This window comes from Actinoplanes sp. NPDC049802, assembly GCF_040656595.1.
Classification (GTDB): domain Bacteria; phylum Actinomycetota; class Actinomycetes; order Mycobacteriales; family Micromonosporaceae; genus Actinoplanes.
In genome coordinates, this window is sequence record NZ_JBFAMR010000042.1 from 1 (window position 1) to 17,053 (window position 17,053).

Genomic DNA, 17,053 nt, shown 5'->3' on the forward strand with positions numbered 1-17,053 from the left:
CCTGTTGTCCGGCACGTTGTCGGCCGGGCATGTGAAAGAGATTCCAGGGCGGCGGGTGCCCACCGAGTACCCGCACCGGTGCCACCCGGTTGCCGGAGTCCCGAGGGTGGGCGCACGGATCGGCCGGCGCCGAGGTACGCCACAGCGGCCGGCCGCCGGGTCCTGCCGGCCACCGTGCTCGGCTCGAGCCTCGCCCTCATCGACGCCACCGCCGCCCTGCCGGAGATCGGGCGGGAACTCGGCGCGGACGCCGCCGATGCCGTGGACCGTCAACGGCTACGCGCTGAGCCTGGCCGTGGCGCCTGGTCCGGGCTCGGCGGCATCGGCGGCGCGCCGGCGATCCTGGGCGGCCGGCTCGTGCGGACCGGCAGCCGGCGGCACCCTGCCTTTGACGGTCCTAACCTGCCCGCGCACCAACCATGAAATAGTACGAAACATGCGGACGGGCTGGCGTCTCCTGGCCGCGCCGCTCGCGGTGTGGTTCGTCCTGACCTGCCTCGGCACCGGTGTCCTGATGTGGGTGGAACGCGGCACCCGGGACGGCGTGGTCGACCGCTACCGCGACCGTGTCAGCCTGGCCGCCGGTTTCGTCACCACCATGGTCGGCGACCTGATCGACCGGGAACGCGCCCAGGCCAGCGCCTTCCTCACCGGTGACGTGGTCACCGACGAGGACTTCACCCGCTCGGTCGGTGGCTTCGGTTACCCGGCTGCGGTGCTGCTCGACGCGCGAGGCCGGGTTCTCCGGATCATCCCGCACAACGCGGCGGTCGTCGGCACGGCCATCCACGAGCGTTACCCCCATCTACGGACCGCCGTCCTGGAGAACCGCCCAGCGGTCTCCCCCGTCGTGTCGTCGGCGGCCCGCGGCATCCCGGTCGTCGCCTTCGCCGTGCCGTTCGAGAGCCCGTCCGGGCTGCGGGTGTTCTCCGGGGCGGTGGACGTCACCGACAGCCCGTTCACGTCCTATCTCGGCACCGCCATCACCCTCGACCGGGTCAAGACCCATCTGTACGACGAGACCGGCGCCATCGTCGCCGCCAACCATCGGCACCCGCCCGAGGTCAACCTGTTCAAGGACGAGGAACCCCACCTCAACGCGGCACTCGCCGCGTCCGGCACGGGCCGTTACCGGGAGGGCGGCGAATGGTGGCACTACACCTCCCACCCCATCTCGGGCACCCCGTGGCGCCTGTCCGCCGCGGTGCCGGAAGAGGTGCTGTTCGGCAACACGGCCGGCAGCCGCGCCGCGGGCCGGGCCGCCCTGCTCACCGCCGCCGTGGTCGGCCTGCTGGTGGTCGCCGCCATCGGCCGGGCCCGCCGCAACCGCCGCGAACTGCTCTCCAGCGAACAGCGGCTGCGGAAGGTGTTCGACAACTCGCGCATCGGCATGGCCCTGGCCGATCTGGACGGCCGGTTCACCAGGGTCAACCCGACCCTCTGCCACATGCTGGGCCGCAGCGCCGCCGAGCTGATCGGCCGGCACATCACCGACATCACCCATCCCGACGACGTCCCCGCCTCGCAGCGCCGTCTCCGCGACTGCCGTACCGGCCGGATCGACGGATTCGACTTCGACAAGCGCTATCTGCACGCCGACGGCCGCACCGTGGAGGTGGCGCTCACCGCGAGCCTGCTGCGCGACGAGGACGACCTCCCGCAGTACATCGCCACCCAGGTGATCGACATGACCGAACGGCACTCCCTGGAACAGGCCCGCCGCCGCGACGCCGCCGAACTGGCCCGCCACGCCGAGCGGCTGGAACACGCCAACGAGCAGATGGCCGACTTCATCGCCATGCTCACCCATGACGTACGCCAGCCGCTGGCCACCATCGTGTCGGCCGGCGAGATGCTGCTCGAGGACTGGACCGACATGCCGGACGACTCCCGGCGGCACTATCTGACCCGGATGACCACCGCCGGGCACCGTGCCGAGCAGCTGGTCGGCGAGATCCTCACCCTCGCCCAGCTGGACGCCGGCGCGCTCAGCGCCCGCCCGGTGCGGCTCGACGTGGCGCACGCCGCCCGGGAGGCCGTCACCGCGCAGGGCCCGGACCCCCGCCGGAACATCACGGTGACCGCCCCCGACCAGGTCACCGCGTTCGCCGACCCCGTGCACCTGCAACTGCTGCTCGGCAACCTGCTGGCCAACGCGGTCAAGTACGGCGCCCCGCCGGTCAACATCACCATCACCCCGGACCGGGACCGGGTCCTCATCAAGGTCAGTGATCAGGGCGAGGGTGTGCCGGCGGCGTTCGTACCGCACCTGTTCGAGCGTTTCACCCGCGCCGAGACCGGCGTCGCCACCACCAAACCCGGCACCGGCCTCGGCCTCTACCTGGTGGCCCGCCTTGCCGCGGCGTCCGGCGGCTCCGTCTCCTACCGGCCCAACGAGCCGCGCGGGGCCACCTTCCTGCTGTCGCTGCCCGGCACCCCCGCCGCCACCCGGGCGGCGGACACCGGCAGCGTACGCCCGGCGCCCCTCCCGGCCGGCTGAGGTCCGCCCGGTCCACACCGCTGAGGACTCGGCCGCTCCGGAACGGCAGGCTCAGCCGGAGGCATGTCGTTCACCCGGGTCCGCGGTGGGCCGGCGGAGCAGCGGCCGGTACAGCGCCGCCGCCAGCCCGGCGAAGATCGCGGTGAAGACGAGGAAGCCCACGGTGAGCCCCGGTGCGGCGTCGGGGTCGGCGTGCAGGCTCATCACCACGCCCATCGCGGTCACGGACACGCCGAGCAGGGCGTACGCGGTCAGCAGCGGGTACGCCACCCGGCGTGCCCACGCGGCCCGGCGCAGCAGGCCGATCCCGGTGATGGCCGCGATCGGGACCACGATGCCCAGATCCATGAGCTTGACCAGCCAGAACGGTGTCGGGCTGGACGCGTACTCGGTCAGCGACGCCGGATCGGACCAGGCGAGGAGCATCGGCCGCAGATGCTGGCCGAACACCAGGAAGACCACCACCGCGAGCAGGGCGCCACCGGCGGCGAGTTCGAGCCGGCGCGACACCGGCGGCAGGTCGGTGGGCACCGCACGCCACGCCAGGACGAACGTCGCCTCGGCCAGCACGAACACGGCCAGCAGCAGCGGGAAGAAACGTTCCACATTGCCCGGCAGCCGCAGATACTCCTGGCCGACGATCACCTGCAGATAGGTGTAGACCGCGAACGCGCCGATCCCGCTCGCCAGCAGCAGGCCGGCCACCGGCCGCCGGAACACGAGCACCGCGGCGACCACCGCGAGCGGGGCGATCACGAACAGCCCGGCGGCGTCACTGCCCAGCAGTTGGTTGAGCGTCGTCGGTGAGGTGCGGTACCGCATCAGGTCCGAGACCAGTGGTCCCAGCAGCGCGGTGAGGGCGATCCCCGCGCCGAGAGCGGCCACCGCGGCGGCCGGCAGCACGGGCCGCCGCAACCCGGTCGCCGGCGGCCCGCCGTGCAGGCCCGGCGTACTGATGATCGTCATGGCGCAACCCCGGTTCTTCACGCCGTGCCGGCCCGCGGCCGTCGACCGGCGCGGATGTCACACGCTCTCACCGCACACGGTAGGAACCGCCGCCGGGCGGCGGAAAGGCCGAAAGTCCCGGCCTCGCCGTACGCCGTCGCGCGGACCGGGCCGGGGCCGGCACCGACCGCGCAGGACCTACGGCTCTGGTCAAACAGCGGTGACCGGAAAAGTCTGAACGGGATCACACGGCGATGCGGGATCGGAGCCCGATGCCGCAGTCGGCCGAGACGTTCCCCTGCCGTGGTCGAGCACACGGGGAGGAACTGGTATATGACAACCACTCAACCGGCAGCACCCGCCTCGGCGGCGAGGGGCCGCCGGCTCACCAAGGTCTACGGCGAGGGCGACGTCCGGGTGGTGGCACTCGACGGTGTCGACGTCGACTTTCCCGAGCACCGGTTCACCGCCATCATGGGACCGTCGGGATCCGGCAAATCGACCCTGATGCACTGCATGGCCGGACTCGACGCGCTCAGCGACGGGCAGGCCTGGATCGGCGACACGGAACTCACCACACTGGACGACAAACGCCTGACCGCGTTACGGCGGGACCTCGTCGGGTTCATCTTCCAGGCGTACAACCTGCTGCCGACGATGACGGCGCTGGAGAACATCACGCTTCCGCTGGACATCGCGGGCCGCAAACCGGACCAGGCGTGGCTCGACACCATCGTGGACACGGTCGGCCTGCGCGCCCGGCTGGACCACCGGCCGGCGCAGTTGTCCGGCGGACAGCAGCAGCGCGTCGCCTGCGCCCGGGCCCTGGTCACCCGGCCGGCGATCGTCTTCGCCGACGAACCCACCGGCAACCTGGACAGCAAGAGCGGCGCGGACGTGCTGGCCCTGCTGCGCCGCTCGGTCGACGAACTGGGGCAGACGGTCGTCATGGTGACGCACGACGCCTCCGCGGCCGCGTACGCCGACCGCGTCCTGTTCCTCGCCGACGGCCACATCGTGCAGGAGATGAGCGAGCCGACAGCGGCCCGGGTGCTGGAACGGATGAAGGCGTTCGACGAGTCGCTCGACACGACGGGTTCGGCGGTCTGACATGTGGCGAGCCACCTTACGCAGCCTGCAGGCCCACAAACTGCGCCTGGCGTTGTCCGGGCTCGCGATCGTGCTGGGCGTGGCCTTCGTCTCCGGCACGATGATCTTCACGGACACGTTGTCGCGGACGTTCACCGATCTGTTCCAGACCACCGCCGCGGACGTCACGGTCCAGCCGAAGGCCGCCTTCGACATCGGGCTCACCGGCACGGGCGGGTCGGCCGCCCCGTCGACGATGCCGGCGTCCGACGTCGAGCGGATCGCGGCGGTCGACGGCGTCGACGCGGTCGTCGGCGACGTGCAGACCGAGGGTGTGTACGTCCTCGACAAGGACGGGAAGGTGGTCAGCACCGGCGGCGCGCCGGGCGTCGGAATGAACTGGACCGACGACCGATCGGTCACGGCCGCCGTGCTGACCGAGGGCCGGGGCCCGCAGCGCGCCGGCGAGGTCGCCCTGGACACCGGCACGGTGGAGAAGACCGGTCACCGCGTCGGGGACACGGTGCAAGTGCTGACCCCCGGCCCCCGGATCACCGCTCAACTGGTCGGGATCTTCAAGTTCGGCGAGGACGGCGGTCTCGCCGGCGCCTCGCTCACCGCCTTCGACACCGCCACCGCACAGCAGCTGATCGGGCAACCCGGGCGATTCACCGACGCCGCCGTCAGCGCGGCCGACGGCGTCGGCAACGACGAGCTCAAGCGCCGGATCTCCGCGGCCCTCGGCTCGCAGTACGACGTGAAGACCCAGCAGGAGCAGGCACACGACCTGGCAGTCGCGATGTCGGAGTCGTTGCGCTTCCTCAACGTCTTCCTGCTCGTCTTCGCCGGTGTGGCGCTGTTCGTCGGGACCTTCATCATCCTCAACACGTTCGCCATGCTCGTCGCCCAGCGCACCCGCGAGTTGGCGCTGCTGCGTGCCCTGGGTGCCAACCGTGGCCAGATCACCCGGTCCGTGCTGGGTGAGGCGCTCGTGCTCGGCGTCCTCGGTTCGACCGTGGGACTGGCCGCCGGCCTCGGCATCGCGGCCGGGCTTCGCGGCCTGTTCGCCACGTTCGGGCTGACCCTCGACGGCGGGCTGGTGTTCGCCGCGGACACGGTCCTCTGGTCGTACGCCGTCGGTGTCGTCGTCACCCTGGTGGCCGCCTATCTGCCGGCACGCCGGGCGGCGAAGGTGCCCCCGGTGGCCGCCATGCAGGACGACTTCGGCACGTCCGAGCGGTCGTTGCGCCGACGGACCGTCATCGGGCTGGTGCTCGCCGCCGGCGGCGCCGGAAGCCTGATCGCCGGACGGCTCACCCAGGACGGTGACACCGCCGCCGCGTGGACGAGCGCGGGAGCCGCCGGCCTGGTGCTCGGAGCCGTCGCGCTGAGCCCGGTGCTGGCGCGGCCGTTCCTGCGCACGGCCGGCGCCGTGCTGCCGCTGGTGTGGGGCCGTTTCGGGCGGTTGGCGCGGGACAACGCCGCGCGCAACCCACGCCGTACGGCCGCCACGGCTTCCGCGCTGATGGTGGGCCTGGCACTGGTCACCGGGTTCAGCATCATGGGCTCCTCCACCAAGGCCTCCGTCGACGCACTCATCGACCAGGGGCTGCGCGCCGAATTCGTGATCTCCACGACCGTCGGGCAGCCCTTCACCCCCGAGGTGGCGAAACGCGTCTCCGCCGTCCCGGGAGTGGCCGCCGTGATGCAGCACCGCTTCGGCAGCGCCATGATCGCCGGCGAGGGCGCCTACCTGACCGCGGTCGACGCGGACATGCTGGACCGTGTGGTCGACCTGGACTACCTCGCCGGCTCCACCGCGGGCCTGTCCGGCGGCGGCATGCTGGTCGACGAGCGGACGGCCGACGCCCACGGGTGGTCCCTCGGTGAGGAGGTCGCCGTGCTGCTGCCCAACGGCACGCGGCTGACCCCGCGCATCGGCGGGATCTACCGGGCGAATCAGATCGTCGGCTCCGACGTGGTGGACATGCGGGCCTACGAGGCGGCCGGCGGCACGGCACTCGACCAGTACGTCTACGTCGACGTCGCCGAGGACGCGAACACCGCGGACGTCCGGGCCGCCCTCGGTCAGGTCACGGCCGCCTACCCGGTGGTGACGCTGAAGGACCAGGGCGAGTTCAAGGCCGAACTGCGTGGCCAGGTCGACCAGTTGCTCCTGCTGATCGACGCGCTGCTCGCGCTCTCCGTTCTCATCGCGGCGCTCGGCATCACGAACACCCTCACCCTGGCGGTGATCGAACGTACCCGGGAGATCGGGCTGCTGCGGGCCATCGGCACAGCGCGCCGGCAGATCCGCCGAATGGTCCTCCTGGAGGCGGTCATCACCTCGGTGTACGGGGCGCTGCTCGGGTTGGCGCTGGGCCTGATCTTCGGCGTCAGCCTCACCCACGCCCTCGCGGGGCAGGGGATCGACGTTCTGTCGGTACCCACCGGCCGCCTGATCCTGTTCCTCGTCGTCGCCGCGTTGATCGGGCTGGTCGCCGCCCTCTGGCCGGCCCGCCGAGCGGCCCGGTTGCGCCTGCTGGACGCCATCGCCACCACCTGAGGCGGCCTCCCCGGCCAGGTCGGCACTCGCTGCGATCGTGGCTACCGCCACAGCTCCCAGTGTGTGGAGTTCGGGTGCGCTTCGCGCCCGAACTCCACACATCAGCGGTCAGCGGGCGAAGATCTCCAACGGCACGGCGTCGGCGATGGCCCGGAGCCCGGCGGCGCCGGGGTGCAGATGGTCGCCGGAGTCGTAATCGGGCCGGAAGCGGGTGGGCGCCGACGGATCGCGGGTGGCCCTGTCCGCGTCGAGGACCGCGTCGCAGCCGCTGCCGGCGCCGCGCAGGAAGTCGTTGATCTCGCCCCGGGCCGTCTCTCCGCGGGCGGTCCAGTAGCCGGCCCCCCGGTACGGCGTGAGCGTCGAGCAGATCACCCGCAGCCCCGCCCGGTGGGCCCGGTCGACGAGTTCGCCGAGCGCCTCGATCAGCTCGGCTGCCGACGGTGGGTCGGCGGCGCCCAGGTCGTTGAGGGCGTCGTCCGAGATGATCACCCAGCGGGCCCCGGACCGGCTGAGCACGTCCCGTTCGTACCGGTCGCGGGCGCTCTCCCCGTGTTCGCCGGCGGTGAGCCGGTTGCCGCTGATCCCGGCGTTGAGGACGCCGACGGTGTGCCCGGCTGCCCGCAGCCGGTCGGCGAGCAGGTCGGGCCAGCGCTGGTCGCCGTTGAACCGGGACCCGTACCCGTCGGTGATGGAGGCCCCGAACGCGACCACCGCGCCGGCCGCCCCGGCATTGCGGACGTCGAGCCCGGACAGGAAGTACCAGCTGCTCTCGGTCTTCGCCCCGGTCAGCGTGGCGGCGGCAGCCTGGTCACCGGGAGCGACGTACGTGTGCCGCACCGCGATCCCGTGCACCGTCCCGCCCGCGGGCTGCGGCAGGTACACGCTGACGGTCACGTCCCCGTCGGCCGGCACCGCGATCGCGGCCTCGTCGCTGACCGCCGTCCGCCCGGCCGGGACGGTCACCGAGGTGGCGCCGTCGAAGGTGAGCGGCCGGCCCGCGAGATACGCCGAGCCGATGACCAGCGGTCCACTGCCGAACTCGTTGGAGAACCGGACCCGGGCACTGTCGCCACCGATGCTGGTGTGCACGATCTGCCGTACCGTCTGATCCTGAAAAGTCCGCCCGCCGCGCTGGACAGCGGTCCCCCAGGTCCCCACCCACGGCACCGTCGCCGTCGCCGTCGAAGGCGAGGGCGAGGGCGCGGAGACCGGCGAGGGCCCGGAGACCGGCCCGGGCCCGGAGACCGGCGCGGGCCCGGAGACCGGCCCGGGCCCGGAGACCGGCCCGGGCCCGGAGACCGGCGCGGGCGCAGGCGGCGCCGAGCACCCCGCAACAAGCGTGAGAACGAACGCGACCGCGCCCCACCGCATCAACCCGTCCCCCGCCCGCTGTTGATCTCCCGACGGGTCATTGTGCCGGGCGCGATCTCGTCCCGGCCGGCCGGCGGGGCCAGCACCTCCAGGCCGGCGGGGGCGTGCCGGCCCAGCCACCGCTCGATCCGGACCCAGGCCGCGGTCACGTCATGCATCAGCGCCGAGCCCATCAGCACCCGGCCCATCGGCGACGGCCGGCAGCGGACGGGCGACGACCCGGCGGGCGTCGCCCTCGACCAGCCCGAACATGCGCAGCAGACTGACCGCGAGCCGGTCGGCGGCCCGGTCGATCGTGGACGGGTCACCGGCGGTCAGTCCCAGGTGCAGGACCCCGAGCACGGAGCCGCCGACGCAGGCGTGCGCCACCTCGGGATCGTCGAAGCAGAGCCGGCCCACGTCGCGGGCGTGCCGCAGGTCGTCGACGGTCGGCGTGGCGGGGTAGCCGGCGCCGACCCGGTCGATGATCCGGGCCAACTCGGGACGGGTCCGCGGGAACCGGCCGGTGATCCGCACCGAGACGGCGAGCACCTCGGCCGGGTCGGAGAGCCGCCGCGTGGCCGAGGCCAGCAGGGTCCGGTGTTCCTCGACGGCCTCCGCGACCGCCAGATCGAACAGCTCCTGTTTGGACGGGAAATGGTTGTAGAAGCTGCCGAATCCGACATCGGCCGCCTCGGTGATCTCCTGGATGCTCACCCCGGCCGGGTCCCGGCTGGTCAGCAGGGTGCGCGCGGCGGAGATCAGGGCCGCGCGGGTCTGTGCCTTTCGCCGTTCGAGCCGGCCACCGCTCATGCCCGTAAGCTTAAGCGGTCTCGTAACTGATGATCTCGTCAGTTATGATCTCGCCATCATTTTGCGAGCAGCGATGGGAACCCCGTCATGTCGATCCTGAAAAACGCCGGTCAGGCGCTCCTCGGCGCGATACTCACCTTCGCCGGCATCAGCCACCTGACCGTCTCCCGCCAGGAGTTCCAGGCTCAGGTGCCGGGCTGGTTCCCGATCGACGCGGATCTCGTCGTCATCGCCTCCGGCGTCGTCGAGATCACCCTGGGCCTGGCCCTGCTGACCGTGTGGAAGCAGCCGGCCCGCGGCGTCCTCGGCGCCGTCGTGGCCCTGTTCTTCATCGTGATCTTCCCGGGGAACGTCGCCCAGTGGCTCGAGCACAAGGACGGCTTCGGGCTGGACACCGACGCCGAGCGGTTCACCCGCCTCTTCTTCCAGCCGCTGCTGATCCTCTGGGCGCTCGGGGTGACCAGCGCCATCAGAACCCTGCGTGACCTGCGCCGGGCACGAGCGCTCAAAAGCTGACCTCGGCCACCCCGTGCCTAACGGCGCAGGTCGTGCCGCCGGTGGACGATCTTCTCAACGACGCCGGCGGGCAGCAGCCGGCGCAGCGCGAAGACGGCCGGGGCGTTGCTGCCCACCGCGTACCGTGCCTTCGGCCGCTCCGCCTCGATCGCCGTGACGATCGTGGCGGCGACCTGTTCGGCACTGATCCCGGCGCGCTCGTTACGGTTCAGCGCGGTCAGCATCCGCTCGAAGTCGGCCCGGTACGGCGAGTCCTCGCCCACGTACCTGGTACGCCGCTCGCTGATCCCGGTCGCGATCGACCCCGGCTCCACCGTGGTGAGCCACACCCCGAACGGCGTCAGCTCCTGCCGCGCCCCGTTGCTGAACCCCTTGATCGCGGCTTTCGTGGCGACGTACGACGAGCGGTAGGCCAGCGGGAACGACGCCAGCATCGACCCGACCATCACCACCCGCCCGAAACCGCGCCGCCGCATCCCGGGCAGGGCCAGCTGGGTGAGGCGGACCGGCCCGAGCACGTTCACCTGGAAGATCCGCCGCAGCGCGTCGCCCGGCAGCTCCTCGATCGGCCCCGACTGGCTCTCGCCCGCGTTGTTGACCAGCACGTCGACACCGGCGAGCGTCTCCGCGAGGCCCTCGATCGAGGCGTCGTCGGTGAGGTCCAGAGCCACGTACTCCACGCCTGGCGCCCGCTGCTCCGCACTCAGCGAGGACGGGTCACGGCTGGTGCCCAGCACGCGGTAGCCACGGGCGGCGAGCGCCGCCGCGGTCGCCTTCCCGATACCTGACGAGGCGCCGGTGACCAGCGCGGTGCGATCCACGTGAGCAACCTATCCGGACTTGACCGGCCGGTCACCCCGGGAGATCGTCACGCACATGATCTCCGACGTGTGGCTGTCCGATCCCGCGCCCGGCGCGGAGCTGTTCCGCAGCGACCGGCTGTTCCGCTTCCACGGCTACGGCGTCACGCACAGCCCGCTGATGTTCTCCTCGTTCCACGACCAGAACGGCGCGGCGTACGAGACGGCGATCCAACTGCAGTTCCGCCCGGTCGACGTGCTGCGCATCCAGCGGGTCTACCCGGGTCTGGTGGTGCGGTGCGCCACCGCGGAGGAGACCGCCGAGATCGCCGCGACGCTGACCGGCCCCATGGACCGCGACCTGCACGTGCTGTTCCTGGAGTCCGGCCCGGCCCGCGACTTCGTCGTCTGCCACGGTTTCGGCTGGCGGGAGGGGGTGCTGTCGCGCATGCGGGCCGGCTTCTACAACGCGCCCTCCCCGTACGACCCGATGTGGCCCACCGGGCCCTTCGCCGGAAGCCACAACGACCTGGACTTCTCCTCCCCCGCCGAGGTCGCCGCCGCCGTGCTCGAGGGGCTCCCCGACCAGACGTCACGCCGTGACCGCCGCGGCTGGGCCTGGGTGCTGGGCGCCCGGGAGAACCGGGACGGCCACCCCCGGGTCACCGTGGGCGTGTTCCTCTCCGAGGCCGACGCCCGCGAGGCCGCGGAGTTGCTCCGTCCCACGGTCCGCTCCTGCTGGGTGGACCGGGTCCCGATCGCCTTCTGACCGTGCCGGTGTGGTTGCCGGGGTGCCATGGTCACCACGCATAGGGTGGGAACGCTATGACTGTGCAGGATTCCGAAGCCGAGACCCGTCCCTGCGCCCACTGCGGGCGCCCCGTCCCGCAGCGCGCCTCCGCCGGGCGCCCGTTCCGGTACTGCCGCGACAACGACGGCGAATGCCAGCGTGCCTCGCGGAACGTGCGGATGCGGCACCGCTCGTCGCCCGGGCTCGCCGGCCAGGTGGCGCGCACCTGGGAGGCGGTGGACCGGCTCGACCAGCTGGTCGGCACGCTGACCGAGGCGTTGCACTCGGAGATGTCCCCGGCCGGGGTGGAGCGGCAGCTCGCCGAGGTGCGAGCGGAGACGTCCGGTCAGGTGGCGGCGGCGCACGCGGAACGCGACGACGCCCGCCGCGACGCCGAGCAGGCGGCTGACGCGGCGATCGCGGCACAGCAGATCGCGGCGGCCGCCACCGCCGAGCGGGACGAGGCGCGCCGGCAGGCCGGTGAGGCCCAGCGCGCGGCCGAGGAAGCGGGAAAGCGGGAGCGGGAGGCGGTCGCGGCACGTGACGAGGCGGTCCGGGCCGCTACCGCGGCGGTCGCGCTGCGTGAGCGGGCCGAGGCCGAGCGGGACGCCGCGACCGAGGAGCTGGCAAGAACAAACCAGGACCTCCAGGGGGTACGCGCGGAGCGTGACACCGCGGAACGGGACCTGAGGGCCGCTCTTCAAGACGCCAAGGAGTACCGCGGCAGGGCCGAGACGGAGATCGCCGGTCTGCGGTCGGAGACGGACCGGTTCAGGTCCGACGTGGACCGTCTCAGGACCGAGGCGGACCGGGCCCGGCAGGAGACGGCGACCGCCGAACGTGAGCGGGACGAGGCCGCCTCGGACGCCCGCCAGGCCCGTGCCGACGCGGCTGCCCGGCGCGACGAGCTGGCGGCGGTCGGCGCCGAGCGGGACGGGCTCCGGCGTACCCATGACGATCTCGAACGTGCCGCCGAGCGCGCCGCGCGGGAACGTGCCGATCTGGAACGCCGCCTCGCGTCCGCCCGGGCCGACGCCGACGCCGCCCAGGAACGGGTGGCCCAGCTGACGTCGCAGGTGAGCGACCTGGCGTCCGCGCTGGCCGCTCTGGGTGCGGCCCGTCCGGTGCCGCCCGCTCCGGCTCAGCCCACCGCTTCCGGCAACAGTTGACCGCGCACCTCGCCGTCGTTCTTTTCGCGAGTTCGTGGGCGTTCCGTCCGTTTCCCGGCCACGGCGGTGAGCTGGTGAAAATTCTCACGTCTCGGCGGGCTGTAAGTGGCGGAACGGGAGCCGATCACTACCGTTGGCGCGCCGACGGAGGACCGGCGGCTCCGAGAATGACGAGTGAATCTGGCCTAGTGACCGACATCGCACCACCCGCAGAAGCCGCAAACCGCCCTAAGGTGGACCAAGGTCTAATCGGCCGCCGGTTCGGATTGCCGGGTAGGGTGAACGGCCGGTTACGCTCATAGCGTTAACACCGCCGATACAGGCGGCCGATAGGGACTTTGGCGGAGCCGGAATTCCGGCGGAGGAATCCGGCGGCCGCTCCTTTCGTTACACCAACGAGAGCTCCACGAGCGAGGGGAAAGCCGATCATGGGCGAACGCATGCTGCGCGGCAGCCGTCTTGGCGCAGTCAGCTACGAGTCCGACCGTAACACCGAGCTGGCGCCCCGGCAGTCCCGCGAGTACATGTGCGTCAAGGGTCACCAGTTCGAGGTGCCGTTCGCCGTCGATGCCGAGGTGCCGATCACCTGGGAGTGCAAGTTCGACGGCAGCGTCGCCCGCCTGGTCGACGGCAACGAGCCGGAACAGAAGAAGGCGAAACCGCCGCGCACCCACTGGGACATGCTGCTCGAGCGGCGTTCGATCGCCGAGCTGGAGGACATCCTCAACGAGCGGCTGCAGGAGGTTCGCACCCGCCGCGGTCGCTGAGGTGAGCAGCTGTGAAGAGGGGCCGTCCCGTTACGGGGCGGCCCCTCTTCACATGCCGCGGGAGGCGATGACGACCCGGTTGCCGTCCGGGTCGGCGACGGTGCACATGCGCTCGCCCCACGGTTGGCCGGCCGGCTCCTGGAGCACCGTGACGCCACCGGCGCGAAGCAGCTCCACGGCGGCGTCGCAGTCGTCGGCGTAGACCCACAGGGTGACGCGGTCGTTGGTGAGGGCGCCCGGCTCGTCCTGCTGCCCGATGCCGAGGTGGGAACGGCCCAGCTGAATGCCGACGTAACCCGGGTCGCCCTCGGCCGGGAACCGGTAGGTCACCTCGCCGCCGAGCAGGTCACGGTAGAAACGGAGCGCACGAGGCAGGTCCGGCGTGCTCAGGATGGGGAACACCTCGTCGAACATGGTCACCCAGTCTACGAAGTGAGCCCCGGATCAGCGAACGATCTCGCCCTCGATGGCGCCGGCCGGCGGGCGCGGCTGCTCCTCGTCGACGACCACCACGGTGACCGGGTCGCTCTGATGCACCCGGACCCGGCGTGGGCCGAACAGGTCACCGGTGGCGGCGCCGCCGAGGTTGCGCTGAGCGAACCGCTCCACGGCCCGGCGGGCCAGGAACCGGCCGGGTGGCAGCAGCAGGACGACGCCGGCGACGCCGGTGACGAAGCCGGGCAGGGCCAGCAGCAGCGCCCCGAAGAGCCCGATCAGCGAGTTGCTGACCTCGTCGCCGGGTGGGCGGCCCGCCCGGACCGCCTCCTGGAAGGCACGGAAGCCGCGGATGCCCTCACGCCGCAGCAGCGCGATGCCGGCGACGCTGGACACGGCGAGCAGCAACACTGCCAGGCCCGCGCCGATGGCGTCCGCCACCGCGAGGAAGACCACGATCTCCGCCAGCGCCAGCAGCGGGAACGCGAACGGTAGATAGGCCAGCCTGCTACGCCGCATGTCGTACTCCACTCACCGAGAGGTGTCCCGGGCCTCGTCCTACGACCGGCCCCGTCCAGCATGACACCTCACGGCCAGGTGCTGCCTTGCCGTGGTTTGCGGTTGAGCAGGTTGAGCAGGTCCTGCTTGCGGGCCTGAACGCCCCAGATGGTGACCCTCAGCAGCTGTTCCTTGAAGATGTTGCCGCTCATCTTGCTGACGCCGTGTTCGCGCTCGGTGAACGTGATCGGCACCTCGATCATGCGGAAGCCCTGCCGGTACGCCCGCCACGCCATCTCCACCTGGAACGAGTACCCGGTGGAGGCGATGGTGCCCACCTCGATCTTGTCGAGGACCGAGAGACGGTACGCCCGGTAGCCACCGGTCGCGTCCTTGAACGGCATGCCCAGAGCCATCCGGATGTAGATGTTGCCGCCCCGGGAGAGCAGCAGGCGCCGCATCGGCCAGTTGTGCACGCTTCCGCCCGGAATGTAGCGGGTGCCGAGGACCGCGTCGTGGTCCCGGAGCGCGTCGAGGAGGCTGGTCAGTTCCTCAGGGGCGTGCGAGCCGTCCGCGTCGAGCTCGACGACGGCGTCGTACCCCTTGTCCTTCGCCCACTGGAAGCCGGCCTTGTAGGCCGCGCCGAGGCCTTCCTTGCCGGCCCGGTGCAGGACGAAGATGTGATCGTCGGCCTCCGCCAGCTCGTCGGCGATCGCGCCGGTCCCGTCCGGCGAGTTGTCGTCGGCGACCAGGATGTCGACGGCCGGGACCGCGGCACGGACCCGATCGGTGATCCCCCGGACGTTGTCCGCCTCGTTGTAGGTGGGGATGATCACGAGGACCCGTCCCACTCCCGGGTAACCTTCCGCCTCGCTCACCGTTCCTCCGAAACTGTCCCGCCGTCGCTGTCGATGGTGCCCCGTCGGCGGCGCAACGGCAGCACAGCGACGAGGGCGGCGATCGTACCGAAGACGATCACCGTCTCCGGCCGAGCGCCCGAACGAGTCGCCAGCGTACGCGGTCCGTCCAGATTCATGCCACGCACCACCACCGCCGCGGTGTTGAAACCGGTCGAATCGTGCACACCGCCCTCGGCGTCAACGAATCCGGACACACCGACAGTGGACACCATGAGGGCCTCGCGGCCGTGCTCGACGGCGCGCAGCCGGACCATGGCCAGCTGCTGGAGGGCCTCCGCCTCGTTGAAGGTGGCGTTGTTGGTCTGCACCGTGAGGATCTGGGCGCCACCGGTCACCACGTCGCGGACGATCCCGTCGTAGGCGACCTCGAAGCAGATGACGTCGCCGAGGACCGCCGCGCCGGTGTCGACGACGCCGGGCTCGTCGCCGGCGAGCATGTTGCGGACCAGGTCCGCCTTGTCGCTGACCAGCCGGGCGACCGAGCGCAACGGCATGTACTCGGCGAACGGGACGGGGTGCCGCTTCTCGTACTGCTGGGCCAGGTCCGGGCCGCTGCCAGGCCGCCACAGGATGCCCACGTTGTAGATGTCGCCGGGCACGTCGGTGCGCTGCAGCGTGCCGACCAGGATGGGCGCCTGGACGGCGTCGGCGGCGGACTGGATGAGGGCGGCCGCATCGGCGTTCTGGAGCGGGTCGATGTCGCTGGAGTTCTCCGGCCACACCACGAGGCCGGGCTGCTTCTGCCGGCCGGCCGCGACCTCGGCGGCCAGCGCACGGGTGGCGTTGACGTGGTTGTCGAGCACCGCCCGCCGCTGGGCGTTGAAGTCGAGACCGAGCCGGGGCACGTTGCCCTGCACGATGGCGACCGTGGCGGTGGCGCCGCCCGGCATGGTCAGCGGCAGGGCGGCCGGAGCGGTCAGCAGGAGCCCCGCCACGACGGCGAAACCGGCGGCCGGCAGCAGGGTGCGCGGGCTCCACCGGCGCCACGCCAGCGCCGCGAGAGCACCCCCGGCGGCCGCCACGGCGAAGGTGACCAGCGGGGCGCCGCCGTACGCCGCCAGCCGCAGCGTCGGCGCGTCGCCCTGGCTGAACGCGAGCCGCCCCCACGGGAAGCCGCCGAACGGGGTGCGGTCGCGCAGGAACTCGCAGGTGGTCCAGATCAGGCCGGCCAGCAGCGGCCACAGTGCCCGCCAGCGGTCCACGAGCGGCGACAGCCAGGAACCGGCCAGCCCGGCGAAGCCGATGTACAGCGCCTGGAGACCGGCCAGCAGGGTCCAGGGCAGCCAGCCGGCGGCGATCCTGGTCCACTCCAGCAGGGGGAAGAACAGCACCACCCCGGCGAGGACGCCCAGACCGAAACCGGCCCGCAGGCGGCGCCGGTGCACGGCCACGGCCAGCAGCGCCACGCCGACCGGGGACAGCCACCACAGGTCGAACGGCGGCAGCGCCAGCAGCAGGGACGCCCCGGCGGCGACCGCGAGGGCCACGGCCACCGGCAGGCGCGGGGCGCGTCCCGGCACCCGGACGCCGGTGCCTTCGCCGGCGAGCGCCGGTGGGGGGAGAGTCATTTCCACGCGTGGCAGGCTACCCGCCCGCGACCTGCGACGACGGAGGGGCGCGGTCACGGTTCGACCACGCCCCTCGGGTGCTCCCGTCCTCTCCCCGGCCGGTGGAACCCGCGGAATCCCGCCGTGACCTTCGGACCGACCCGCCGCGAGCCGGCTGCCCGCGTCGTGCCGTTGTCTACTGGCCATGAACCGATCCCCGGATGTGCCACCGGTACGCGGCCCGGTCCGCACCGCCCCGCGCGCCCCCGCCCCCTGGACCTGGCTGTACGCGCGACCCCTGCGAGGACTGCGGCCAGTGGGTGGAGGAAGCGGAGCGGATCACGACCG

General features: G+C 72.1%; 17 protein-coding genes. 8 read left to right on the plus strand and 9 right to left on the minus strand.

The window, feature by feature from the left end:
• The first annotated feature begins 174 nt into the window (after positions 1–174).
• Together AB0I88_RS25920 and AB0I88_RS25925 are read left to right on the plus strand one after the other, a co-directional pair.
• Positions 175–423 carry a hypothetical protein gene (locus AB0I88_RS25920; protein WP_361029625.1) on the plus strand — a complete coding sequence of 83 codons (249 nt, stop codon included), beginning with the start codon at positions 175–177 and terminating at the stop codon, positions 421–423.
• Between the two features lie 13 nt (positions 424–436).
• The gene (locus AB0I88_RS25925; RefSeq protein WP_361029628.1) at positions 437–2,500 is read left to right on the plus strand and encodes a PAS domain S-box protein; all 2,064 of its coding nucleotides are present in this window, start codon (positions 437–439) and stop codon (positions 2,498–2,500) included.
• Positions 2,501–2,551: 51 nt separating this feature from the next.
• Here the strand turns inward: AB0I88_RS25925 and AB0I88_RS25930 are convergent, their stop codons facing one another.
• Complete coding sequence (locus tag AB0I88_RS25930; protein WP_361029631.1) at positions 2,552–3,466, minus strand: hypothetical protein; 915 nt, start codon at positions 3,464–3,466, stop codon at positions 2,552–2,554.
• Between the two features lie 312 nt (positions 3,467–3,778).
• On the opposite strand from AB0I88_RS25930, the gene AB0I88_RS25935 reads away from it, so the two are divergent.
• A complete protein-coding gene (locus tag AB0I88_RS25935; protein WP_361029634.1) occupies positions 3,779–4,555 on the plus strand; it encodes an ABC transporter ATP-binding protein in 777 nt (258 codons plus the stop codon).
• A gap of 1 nt (position 4,556) precedes the next feature.
• Entirely contained in the window at positions 4,557–7,100 is a 2,544-nt protein-coding gene (locus tag AB0I88_RS25940) for an FtsX-like permease family protein (RefSeq protein ID WP_361029637.1), read from the plus strand.
• Between the two features lie 108 nt (positions 7,101–7,208).
• Here the strand turns inward: AB0I88_RS25940 and AB0I88_RS25945 are convergent, their stop codons facing one another.
• The 3 genes from AB0I88_RS25945 to AB0I88_RS25955 form a co-directional block, all read right to left on the minus strand.
• Complete coding sequence (locus AB0I88_RS25945; RefSeq protein WP_361029640.1) at positions 7,209–8,258, minus strand: GDSL-type esterase/lipase family protein; 1,050 nt, start codon at positions 8,256–8,258, stop codon at positions 7,209–7,211.
• 212 nt (positions 8,259–8,470) lie between these two features.
• Positions 8,471–8,629, minus strand: coding sequence for a hypothetical protein (locus AB0I88_RS25950; RefSeq protein ID WP_361029643.1), 159 nt, complete (start codon positions 8,627–8,629; stop codon positions 8,471–8,473).
• Positions 8,622–9,263, minus strand: a complete 642-nt coding sequence (locus AB0I88_RS25955) for a TetR/AcrR family transcriptional regulator (protein WP_361029646.1) — start codon at positions 9,261–9,263, stop codon at positions 8,622–8,624. The genes AB0I88_RS25950 and AB0I88_RS25955 overlap by 8 nt, the downstream gene beginning before the upstream one ends.
• Before the next feature lie 87 nt (positions 9,264–9,350).
• Here AB0I88_RS25955 and AB0I88_RS25960 point away from each other — a divergent pair, with 87 nt between their 5' ends.
• The gene (locus AB0I88_RS25960) at positions 9,351–9,779 is read left to right on the plus strand and encodes a MauE/DoxX family redox-associated membrane protein (protein WP_361029648.1); all 429 of its coding nucleotides are present in this window, start codon (positions 9,351–9,353) and stop codon (positions 9,777–9,779) included.
• Between the two features lie 17 nt (positions 9,780–9,796).
• Here AB0I88_RS25960 and AB0I88_RS25965 read toward each other — a convergent pair whose 3' ends face one another.
• The gene (locus AB0I88_RS25965) at positions 9,797–10,600 is read right to left on the minus strand and encodes an SDR family oxidoreductase (RefSeq protein ID WP_361029651.1); all 804 of its coding nucleotides are present in this window, start codon (positions 10,598–10,600) and stop codon (positions 9,797–9,799) included.
• Between the two features lie 55 nt (positions 10,601–10,655).
• Here AB0I88_RS25965 and AB0I88_RS25970 point away from each other — a divergent pair, with 55 nt between their 5' ends.
• The 3 genes from AB0I88_RS25970 to AB0I88_RS25980 all read left to right on the plus strand — a co-directional run bounded on the left by AB0I88_RS25970 (position 10,656) and on the right by AB0I88_RS25980 (position 13,305).
• Positions 10,656–11,348, plus strand: a complete 693-nt coding sequence (locus AB0I88_RS25970) for a hypothetical protein (protein WP_361029654.1) — start codon at positions 10,656–10,658, stop codon at positions 11,346–11,348.
• 56 nt (positions 11,349–11,404) lie between these two features.
• The gene (locus tag AB0I88_RS25975; protein WP_361029657.1) at positions 11,405–12,538 is read left to right on the plus strand and encodes a serine/threonine protein kinase; all 1,134 of its coding nucleotides are present in this window, start codon (positions 11,405–11,407) and stop codon (positions 12,536–12,538) included.
• Positions 12,539–12,966: 428 nt separating this feature from the next.
• Positions 12,967–13,305 (plus strand): RNA polymerase-binding protein RbpA, encoded by a 339-nt coding sequence (locus AB0I88_RS25980; protein WP_361029660.1) that lies wholly within the window; start codon positions 12,967–12,969, stop codon positions 13,303–13,305.
• A 48-nt stretch (positions 13,306–13,353) separates the two neighbouring features.
• Here AB0I88_RS25980 and AB0I88_RS25985 read toward each other — a convergent pair whose 3' ends face one another.
• From AB0I88_RS25985 to lnt, 4 genes are all read right to left on the minus strand, one after another.
• Positions 13,354–13,719 (minus strand): VOC family protein, encoded by a 366-nt coding sequence (locus AB0I88_RS25985; protein ID WP_361029663.1) that lies wholly within the window; start codon positions 13,717–13,719, stop codon positions 13,354–13,356.
• Positions 13,720–13,749: 30 nt separating this feature from the next.
• Entirely contained in the window at positions 13,750–14,259 is a 510-nt protein-coding gene (locus tag AB0I88_RS25990) for an FxsA family protein (protein ID WP_361029666.1), read from the minus strand.
• A gap of 68 nt (positions 14,260–14,327) precedes the next feature.
• Positions 14,328–15,116, minus strand: a complete 789-nt coding sequence (locus AB0I88_RS25995; RefSeq protein WP_361029669.1) for a polyprenol monophosphomannose synthase — start codon at positions 15,114–15,116, stop codon at positions 14,328–14,330.
• Positions 15,113–16,726, minus strand: a complete 1,614-nt coding sequence (lnt, locus tag AB0I88_RS26000; RefSeq protein WP_361029806.1) for an apolipoprotein N-acyltransferase — start codon at positions 16,724–16,726, stop codon at positions 15,113–15,115. The genes AB0I88_RS25995 and lnt overlap by 4 nt, the downstream gene beginning before the upstream one ends.
• Positions 16,727–17,053 lie beyond the last annotated feature (327 nt).

Excerpts from the sequence above, each read along its gene's own strand:
- AB0I88_RS25925 (WP_361029628.1), top strand. The coding sequence starts at position 437 with ATGCGGACGGGCTGGCGTCTCCTGGCCGCGCCGCTCGCGGTGTGGTTC.
- AB0I88_RS25930 (WP_361029631.1), bottom strand. The coding sequence starts at position 3,466 with ATGACGATCATCAGTACGCCGGGCCTGCACGGCGGGCCGCCGGCGACC.
- AB0I88_RS25935 (WP_361029634.1), top strand. The coding sequence starts at position 3,779 with ATGACAACCACTCAACCGGCAGCACCCGCCTCGGCGGCGAGGGGCCGC.
- AB0I88_RS25940 (WP_361029637.1), top strand. The coding sequence starts at position 4,557 with ATGTGGCGAGCCACCTTACGCAGCCTGCAGGCCCACAAACTGCGCCTG.
- AB0I88_RS25950 (WP_361029643.1), bottom strand. The coding sequence starts at position 8,629 with ATGCATGACGTGACCGCGGCCTGGGTCCGGATCGAGCGGTGGCTGGGC.
- AB0I88_RS25955 (WP_361029646.1), bottom strand. The coding sequence starts at position 9,263 with ATGAGCGGTGGCCGGCTCGAACGGCGAAAGGCACAGACCCGCGCGGCC.
- AB0I88_RS25960 (WP_361029648.1), top strand. The coding sequence starts at position 9,351 with ATGTCGATCCTGAAAAACGCCGGTCAGGCGCTCCTCGGCGCGATACTC.
- AB0I88_RS25970 (WP_361029654.1), top strand. The coding sequence starts at position 10,656 with ATGATCTCCGACGTGTGGCTGTCCGATCCCGCGCCCGGCGCGGAGCTG.
- AB0I88_RS25975 (WP_361029657.1), top strand. The coding sequence starts at position 11,405 with ATGACTGTGCAGGATTCCGAAGCCGAGACCCGTCCCTGCGCCCACTGC.
- AB0I88_RS25980 (WP_361029660.1), top strand. The coding sequence starts at position 12,967 with ATGGGCGAACGCATGCTGCGCGGCAGCCGTCTTGGCGCAGTCAGCTAC.
- AB0I88_RS25985 (WP_361029663.1), bottom strand. The coding sequence starts at position 13,719 with ATGTTCGACGAGGTGTTCCCCATCCTGAGCACGCCGGACCTGCCTCGT.
- AB0I88_RS25990 (WP_361029666.1), bottom strand. The coding sequence starts at position 14,259 with ATGCGGCGTAGCAGGCTGGCCTATCTACCGTTCGCGTTCCCGCTGCTG.
- lnt (WP_361029806.1), bottom strand. The coding sequence starts at position 16,726 with ATGACTCTCCCCCCACCGGCGCTCGCCGGCGAAGGCACCGGCGTCCGG.